Source organism: Pseudomonas paraversuta, assembly GCF_904063065.1.
Lineage (GTDB): Bacteria > Pseudomonadota > Gammaproteobacteria > Pseudomonadales > Pseudomonadaceae > Aquipseudomonas > Aquipseudomonas paraversuta.
Genome location: NZ_CAJFCL010000027.1, coordinates 1 through 672, shown reverse-complemented (window position 1 = coordinate 672; position 672 = coordinate 1). Strand labels below are relative to the sequence as shown.

At 58.6% G+C, this 672-nt stretch carries 2 protein-coding genes; both read left to right on the top strand.

Going from position 1 to position 672, the window contains the following annotated elements; genetic code table 11:
- Positions 1-454, top strand: a 454-nt coding sequence (locus JQ845_RS22755) for an electron transfer flavoprotein subunit beta/FixA family protein (protein ID WP_203009504.1), incomplete at its 5' end; no start/stop codon positions are given.
- Between the two features lie 2 nt (positions 455-456).
- A partial coding sequence (locus tag JQ845_RS22750) for an adenine nucleotide alpha hydrolase family protein (RefSeq protein ID WP_459565136.1) occupies positions 457-672 on the top strand: 216 nt, incomplete at its 3' end.

The window sequence follows — 672 nt, the reverse complement described above, 5'->3', positions numbered from 1 at the left end:
GTTGCTCAAGGCCGTGGTCGACAAGGAACAGCCGCAACTGGTGATCCTGGGCAAACAGGCCATCGACAGCGACAACAACCAGACCGGCCAGATGCTGGCTGCGTTGACCGGCTACGGTCAGGGCACCTTCGCTTCCAAAGTTGAAGTGGCGGGCGACAAGGTTGCCGTTACCCGTGAAGTTGACGGCGGCGCGCAAACTGTTTCGCTGAGCTTGCCGGCCATCGTCACCACCGACCTGCGTTTGAACGAGCCGCGTTATGCGTCCCTGCCAAACATCATGAAGGCCAAGAAGAAGCCGCTTGAAGTGCTGACGCCAGAGGCGTTGGGCGTTTCGACCGCTTCGACCAACAAGACCCTGAAAGTTGAAGCGCCGGCGGCACGCAGCGCCGGCATCAAGGTCAAGTCGGTGGCTGAACTGGTCGAGAAACTGAAAAACGAAGCGAAGGTAATCTAATCATGACTATCTTGGTAATCGCAGAACATGATGGCAAGGCGCTGGCTCCGGCCACGCTGAACACCGTGGCCGCTGCCGCAAAAATCGGTGGCGAGATCAACGTTCTGGTTGCAGGCCAGGGCATTGGTGCTGTGGCTGAAGCTGCTGCGCAAATCGCTGGTGTGGCTAAAGTGCTGGTGGCTGACAACGCGGCTTACGCCCATCAGTTGCCGGAAAAC